This window comes from Laedolimicola sp., assembly GCF_051972735.1.
Taxonomy (GTDB): domain Bacteria; phylum Bacillota; class Clostridia; order Lachnospirales; family Lachnospiraceae; genus Laedolimicola; species Laedolimicola intestinihominis.
The window spans coordinates 35,709-42,461 of sequence record NZ_JBOKYU010000019.1 but is presented as its reverse complement, the minus strand read 5'-3'; the positions used below and the strand labels follow the sequence as shown (position 1 = coordinate 42,461).

Here is a 6,753-nt window from a genome sequence, read left to right as displayed (position 1 = left end):
GACGCCTTTGCAAGTAAACTAGCAGGGCGTCTTTTTTCACCATTTTGCATGGCTTGTAGCGTTCACACAATTTTCACAAAATAATTAGCACTCACCTCTTGACAGTGCTAATAAAAAGGGCTATAACATAGTTGTCAAGAGGGAAAAGGAAATGGAACCTCAAGACAGTGACCTATTGTACGAGACATAAAAAAGGAGCGTTTGCTATGTTAACACCGAGTGTATTTGGAAAAGATTTCTTTGATGATTTGTTTGAGTTTCCGTTCTATGATGACAGAGACATGCAGAAGCTGGAAAAGAAGCTGTATGGCCGCAGAGGTAAGAACCTGATGAAGACGGATATCAAGGATACCGATAAAGCATATGAGCTGGAGATGGATCTCCCGGGATTCAAGAAGGACGAAATTAAGGTTTCTCTGGAAAATGGTTATCTGACCATCAGCGCAGCAAGAGGCCTGGACGTAGATGAGCAGGAGAAGGAAACTGCAAAGTACATCCGCAAGGAGCGTTACGCAGGATCCTGCCAGAGAAGCTTTTATGTAGGCGAAGGCGTAAAGCAGGAGGATATCAAGGGCGAGTTTAAGCATGGTATCCTGAAGCTGGTCATCCCGAAGAAGGAAGAAAAACCGGAAGTTGAGACGTCAAAGTACATCTCCATCGAAGGATAATGGAGCGAGGAGCCTCGCCGCGGAAGCGGCGGGGCTCCTTTTTATGGATTGATGTCGTTAAAAAGGGTGCGAAAAAATGTGAAAATGGGGTGCAAAAGCAATACCGTCATGCTATAATTGGAAAAACGAGAGGAGTGACACATCATGGCTGAGACATTAAAAACCATCAAAGAAAGAAGAAGCTGCCGTAATTTTAAGCCGGATATGGTTCCGAAGGAGCTGCTTAATAAAGTACTGGAGGCCGGCACCTGGGCGCCGACCGGAATGGGAATGCAGTCCCCGATTATAATAGCCGTAACCAATAAGGAGCTGCGGGATAAGCTTTCAAAGATGAACGCAGAGATTATGGGTTCAAAAACGGATCCGTTCTATGGCGCTCCGGTGGTACTGGTGGTGCTGGCAGACAAGAACAAACCGACGCATGTATACGACGGCAGTCTCGTGATGGGCAATCTGATGCTGGCCGCTGCGGATCTGGGACTTGGAAGCTGCTGGATTCACCGGGCGAAAGAGGAATTCGAGAGCGAGGAAGGCAAGGGAATCCTGAAAGCTCTCGGGATTGAAGGAGATTATGAGGGCATCGGCCACTGTGTGCTGGGTTATGTGGCAGAACCGGCGAAGGAGCCTAAGGAACGGAAGGCTTCCTATGTTTATTACGCGGAATAATTTTCAGGTTCCATTTCCCTACAAAATGTTGTATAATATAGACAAGAACAACTGGAAGGGAGAATGATTTTATGGCAAATAACACAATCATTACCATCGGACGCCAGTATGGAAGCGGCGGACACGACATCGGAAAACAGCTTGCGGAAGAGTTAAACGTTCCTTTTTATGACAAAGCATTGCTGGAGAGAGCAGCCAAGGACAGCGGCCTCTGTCAGGAGATTTTCGAAAATCACGACGAGAAGCCGACCAACAGCTTCCTCTATTCACTGGTGATGGATACTTATTCTCTGGGATATACCACTTCTTCTTTCTCAGAGATGCCCCTGAACCACAAGATTTTCCTGGCGCAGTTTGACGCCATTAAGAATATCGCCAAGGAAGGCCCCTGCGTCATCGTAGGGCGCTGCGCTGACTATGCATTGGCAGATTTCCCGAATGTGGTGAATGTATTCCTGCATGCGGATCTCCAGGATCGTATTGTGCGGATTGCGAGACGCCACGATCTGACGGACGCCAAAGCCAAGGACTTGATTATTAAGACGGATAAGCGGCGTGCAAGCTATTACAATTATTATACCAGCAAGAAATGGGGAGAAGCTGCAGGTTACGATTTGTCCCTGAATACAGCTACCCTGGGTATTGATGGGACCATTCATATGATTCGCGAATTTGTGAATTATAAGGAAAAGGAACACGAAAGAATCTGACAGGAGTCGTATTTTAAATGAAGTTTGTGATACAGCGGGTTTCCCATGCATCGGTGACGGTGCATGAGGAAACCATCGGCCGTATTAATCAGGGCTATCTGGTTCTGATTGGTGTGGGAAAAGAAGATACAAGAGAAGACGCAGACCGTCTGGTGAAGAAAATGATTGGCCTGCGTATTTTTGCGGATGAAAACGGGAAGATCAACAAGTCCTTGAAGGATGTGGACGGGGAGCTTCTGCTGGTCTCCCAGTTTACACTGTACGCGGACTGCAGACACGGCAACCGGCCGGGCTTCACGGAGGCAGCAGGACCGGAACTGGCCAACGAGCTTTATGAATATATCATTGAGAGCTGCAGGCAGCAGGTGTCCGTGGTCGAGACGGGAGAGTTCGGTGCGGACATGAAGGTAGAGCTGTTGAATGACGGACCATTTACCATTTTATTAGAATCGTAGAAACAAAAAAATTATGATATAAATACAGGGAGAGAAAACATGGGTAAAAGACAGGATATCCACAAAGTAATGATTATCGGCTCCGGCCCGATTATTATCGGACAGGCCTGCGAATTCGATTATTCCGGCACACAGGCCTGCAAGGCGCTGAAAAACCTTGGTTACGAGATTGTTCTCGTAAACTCCAACCCGGCGACGATTATGACAGATCCGGGAACCGCAGACGTTACGTATATCGAACCGCTTAACGTGGAGCGTCTGACGCAGATCATCGAGAAGGAGAGACCGGATGCCCTGCTGCCGAATCTCGGCGGACAGTCAGGCCTTAATCTTTGCTCTGAGCTGGCGAAGGCAGGCGTCCTGGATAAATATGATGTCAAGGTAATCGGCGTGCAGGTAGATGCCATCGAGCGCGGCGAGGACCGAATTGAGTTCAAGCACACCATGGACAGCCTGGGAATTGAGATGGCGCGCAGCGAAGTTGCCTATACCGTAGACGAGGCAGTAGCTATCGCGGATAAGCTGGGCTACCCGGTTGTTCTCCGTCCGGCTTACACGATGGGCGGCGCAGGTGGCGGTCTTGTATACAATGTAGAAGAGCTGAAAACGGTAGTAGCCAGAGGTCTGCAGGCCAGTCTGGTAGGCCAGGTCCTGGTGGAGGAGTCCATTCTCGGTTGGGAAGAGCTGGAGCTTGAGGTTGTCCGCGACAACAAAAACAATATCATTACCGTATGCTTTATAGAGAATATCGATCCCCTGGGCGTACATACCGGCGATTCTTTCTGCTCCGCGCCTATGCTGACCATTCCCGAAAATGTGCAGAAGCGTCTGCAGGAGAAATCCTACAAGATCGTCGAGGCCATCCAGGTCATCGGCGGAACCAATGTACAGTGGGCCCATGATCCGAAGACAGATCGCGACATCGTCATTGAGATAAACCCGCGTACTTCCCGTTCCTCCGCACTGGCTTCCAAGGCAACCGGCTTCCCCATTGCGCTGATTTCCGCTATGCTGGCGTCTGGCCTGACACTGGATGAGATCCCCTGTGGAAAGTACGGCACACTGGATCGCTATGTTCCGGACGGAGATTATATCGTAATTAAGTTCGCGCGCTGGGCTTTTGAAAAGTTCAAGGGCGTGGAGGATAAGCTGGGTACGCAGATGCGCGCCGTTGGCGAGGTTATGAGTATCGGTAAAAATTATAAGGAAGCCTTCCAGAAAGCCATCCGCAGTCTGGAGATTGGCCGTTACGGTCTTGGATTCGCGAAGGATTTCCATGAAAAATCCAAGGAAGAGCTGCTGCACATGCTGCATACAGCTACCAGCGAACGCCAGTTCATTATGTATGAGGCTATCCGGAAGGGCGCAACCAATGCAGAGCTCTTTGAACTGACAAAAATCAAAGATTATTTCCTAAATCAGATGCGGGAACTGGTTGAGGAGGAAGAAAAGCTCTTAACTTATAAGGGACAGGTACCTCCTGCAGAGGTTCTGACACAGGCTAAAAAGGACGGCTTCGCAGATCGTTATTTAAGCCAGCTTCTGGGCATTCCGGAAGCAGATATCCGCAATGCGAGAACGGCCATCGGCGTAACAGAAAGCTGGGAGGGCGTTCATGTAAGCGGAACCAAGGACAGAGCTTACTATTATTCCACCTACAATGCGCCGGATAAAAACCCGGTCAGCACGGATAAGCAGAAAATTATGATTCTGGGCGGCGGCCCCAACCGAATCGGTCAGGGTATCGAATTTGATTATTGCTGTGTACACGCGGCAATTGCCCTGAAGAAGCTGGGCTTCGAGACCATCATTGTAAACTGTAATCCGGAAACCGTATCTACCGATTACGATACCTCCGATAAGCTGTATTTTGAGCCGCTGACTCTGGAGGACGTCTTAAGTATCCACGAGAAGGAGAAGCCGGTAGGTGTTATTGCCCAGTTCGGCGGACAGACGCCGCTGAATCTGGCAGCAGATCTGGAAAAGAATGGAGTCCGGATTCTGGGAACCAGCCCGGAGATCATCGACCTGGCAGAGGATCGGGATCAGTTCCGCGCCATCATGGAGAAGCTGAATATTCCCATGCCGGAGGCAGGTATGGCCGTTGATGTGGAGGAAGCCCTGGAAATTGCCGAGCGCATCGGTTATCCGGTTATGGTGCGTCCTTCCTATGTACTGGGCGGCCGTGGTATGGAGGTTGTCCATGAGCCGGAGAGTCTGAAGGAATATATGCGTGCGGCGGTAGGCGTGACTCCGGATCGTCCGATTCTGATTGACCGTTTCCTGCATCACGCGATGGAGTGCGAGGCAGATGCCATCTGTGACGGAACCCACGCCTTTGTACCGGCTGTCATGGAGCATATTGAGCTGGCCGGCGTTCATTCCGGAGATTCCGCCTGCATCCTGCCTTCTCTGAATATCTCAGAGGAGAATGTAAAGACTATTAAGGAATATACAAAGAAGATTGCGGAAGAGATGCATGTCTGCGGTTTGATGAATATGCAGTATGCCATCGAGGACGGTAAGGTATTTGTACTGGAGGCCAATCCGAGAGCGTCCAGAACGGTGCCGCTGGTATCCAAGGTCTGCAACATTCAGATGGTACAGCTGGCTACCCAGGTTATTACAGAGGAGCTGACCGGTATTCCTTCCCCGGTACCCGGTCTTAAGGAGAGCAAATTCCATCATTACGGCGTGAAGGAGGCGGTATTCCCCTTCAATATGTTCCAGGAGGTAGACCCGATTCTGGGACCGGAGATGCGTTCTACCGGTGAGGTACTGGGACTGGCGTCCAATTTCGGAGAAGCCTTCTACAAGGCGCAGGAAGCGACTCAGACGCCGCTGCCCCTGTCCGGAACGGTTCTGATCAGTGTCAGCGACCGTGATAAGGAAGAGCTTCTTCAGGTAGCAAGAGGCTTCCATCAGGATGGCTTCCATATTATGGCAACCGGAAAAACCTACGATATGATTACAGAAGATGGCATTCCGGCTGAGAAAATCAAGAAGCTGAGCGAGGGCCGTCCGAATATCCTGGATGCTATTGCCAATAAGAAGATTGATTTAATTGTGAATACGCCCTCCGGAAATGAGAGCCGCTTTGATGACAGCTATGTCCGCAAGGCAGCTATCAAGGGCAAGATTCCCTATATGACCACCATGGCGGCAGCCATCGCTACTGCGGAGGGTATCCGTCAGGTAAATGTCAAAGGTGGCAAGCTTGATGTGAAGTCCCTGCAGGATCTGCATGCGGAGATTGAGTAAGAAGTTATTTAATAACCTTTCGTTTTACAAAACCAGAAGCCAGGAAAAATCCCCTCCCACAGGAAGAAAATGCGTCCCTGTGGGAGGGGATTTTTCCTGGCTTCGTCCGTTTTAACATATCAAATCACATCCGGATGCACCAGCTTGCGCACATACTCCGCGTCCTCAAACTTCTTATATAATCCGTCCAGCACCGCCCGGAACATCCGTTCCTTGGCCCCCGGATTCTCATGACAGATTTGCCGTATCAGTTCCTTGGCATATTCCCGACGGGTATATCCGTCCGCCGGACAGGGATTTTTACATACCGGCAGATTGTATTTATTCTTAAATCCAATCACATCCGCCTCATCCACCAGCAACAATGGCCGAATCACCGTTAAATCCATCCGATCCAGATACGTCACCGGGTCAAAGGAATGAAACCGCCCTTCATAGAGAAGCGAGAGCATCATCGTCTCTACCACATCGTCCTTGTGGTGTGCGTACGCGATCTTATTGCACCCCAACTTCTTAATCGTCTCATTAAGCGCACCTTTGCGCATCTTGGCGCAGAGCGCGCAGGGATTGCTTTCTTTACGGACGTTGAACACTACGTCATAGATCTCGGTATTCACAATCGTATACCGCACGCCCAGCTCATCGCAGAGCGCCTGAATCGGACTTAAATCAAAATTCGGGAAGCCAAGATCCACTGTAATTGCCTCAATTTCAAAATGCTTCTCATAGAACCGCCGAAGTCCATGCAGCGCATAGAGCATAGTCAGGCTGTCCTTTCCACCGGAGATTCCGATAGCGATATGGTCTCCGTCGTCAATCATATGGTAGGTATCCACGGCCTTGCGGACATGGCTTAAAAGCTGCTGTAATTTCATTTCCTCTGGTCAATCCTTTCTTAATTCAGGTATACCCGTAGGGTATTTCTTCAATTTGCTCCTTTTTATATAAATTATTTTCAAATTAATTCCCTACTTAGTTTATCAGAAAAAGATG

General features: G+C 49.5%; 6 protein-coding genes. 5 read left to right on the top strand and 1 reads right to left on the bottom strand.

The features are described from left to right. The first annotated feature begins 206 nt into the window (after positions 1-206). The 5 genes from ACTRC3_RS06360 to carB all read left to right on the top strand — a co-directional run bounded on the left by ACTRC3_RS06360 (position 207) and on the right by carB (position 5,760). A complete protein-coding gene (locus ACTRC3_RS06360; RefSeq protein WP_158365130.1) occupies positions 207-668 on the top strand; it encodes an Hsp20/alpha crystallin family protein in 462 nt (153 codons plus the stop codon). 144 nt (positions 669-812) lie between these two features. Beyond that, on the top strand, positions 813-1,334 hold the full coding sequence (locus tag ACTRC3_RS06355; protein ID WP_440322369.1) for a nitroreductase family protein: 522 nt from the start codon (positions 813-815) through the stop codon (positions 1,332-1,334). 71 nt (positions 1,335-1,405) lie between these two features. Further along, positions 1,406-2,044 (top strand): AAA family ATPase, encoded by a 639-nt coding sequence (locus tag ACTRC3_RS06350; protein WP_440322367.1) that lies wholly within the window; start codon positions 1,406-1,408, stop codon positions 2,042-2,044. 17 nt (positions 2,045-2,061) lie between these two features. Beyond that, positions 2,062-2,499, top strand: a complete 438-nt coding sequence (gene dtd / locus ACTRC3_RS06345) for a D-aminoacyl-tRNA deacylase (RefSeq protein ID WP_440322365.1) — start codon at positions 2,062-2,064, stop codon at positions 2,497-2,499. A 39-nt stretch (positions 2,500-2,538) separates the two neighbouring features. Beyond that, positions 2,539-5,760 carry a carbamoyl-phosphate synthase large subunit gene (gene carB / locus ACTRC3_RS06340; protein ID WP_440322363.1) on the top strand — a complete coding sequence of 1,074 codons (3,222 nt, stop codon included), beginning with the start codon at positions 2,539-2,541 and terminating at the stop codon, positions 5,758-5,760. Positions 5,761-5,879: 119 nt separating this feature from the next. On the opposite strand, the gene ACTRC3_RS06335 is transcribed toward carB, so the two are convergent. After that, the gene (locus ACTRC3_RS06335) at positions 5,880-6,635 is read right to left on the bottom strand and encodes a tRNA lysidine(34) synthetase (protein ID WP_440322361.1); all 756 of its coding nucleotides are present in this window, start codon (positions 6,633-6,635) and stop codon (positions 5,880-5,882) included. Positions 6,636-6,753 lie beyond the last annotated feature (118 nt).

What these genes read in the sequence shown, in the direction of transcription:
- ACTRC3_RS06360 (WP_158365130.1), top strand. Translation starts at nt 207, where the DNA reads ATGTTAACACCGAGTGTATTTGGAAAAGATTTCTTTGATGATTTGTTT.
- ACTRC3_RS06355 (WP_440322369.1), top strand. Translation starts at nt 813, where the DNA reads ATGGCTGAGACATTAAAAACCATCAAAGAAAGAAGAAGCTGCCGTAAT.
- carB (WP_440322363.1), top strand. Translation starts at nt 2,539, where the DNA reads ATGGGTAAAAGACAGGATATCCACAAAGTAATGATTATCGGCTCCGGC.
- dtd (WP_440322365.1), top strand. Translation starts at nt 2,062, where the DNA reads ATGAAGTTTGTGATACAGCGGGTTTCCCATGCATCGGTGACGGTGCAT.
- ACTRC3_RS06350 (WP_440322367.1), top strand. Translation starts at nt 1,406, where the DNA reads ATGGCAAATAACACAATCATTACCATCGGACGCCAGTATGGAAGCGGC.
- ACTRC3_RS06335 (WP_440322361.1), bottom strand. Translation starts at nt 6,635, where the DNA reads ATGAAATTACAGCAGCTTTTAAGCCATGTCCGCAAGGCCGTGGATACC.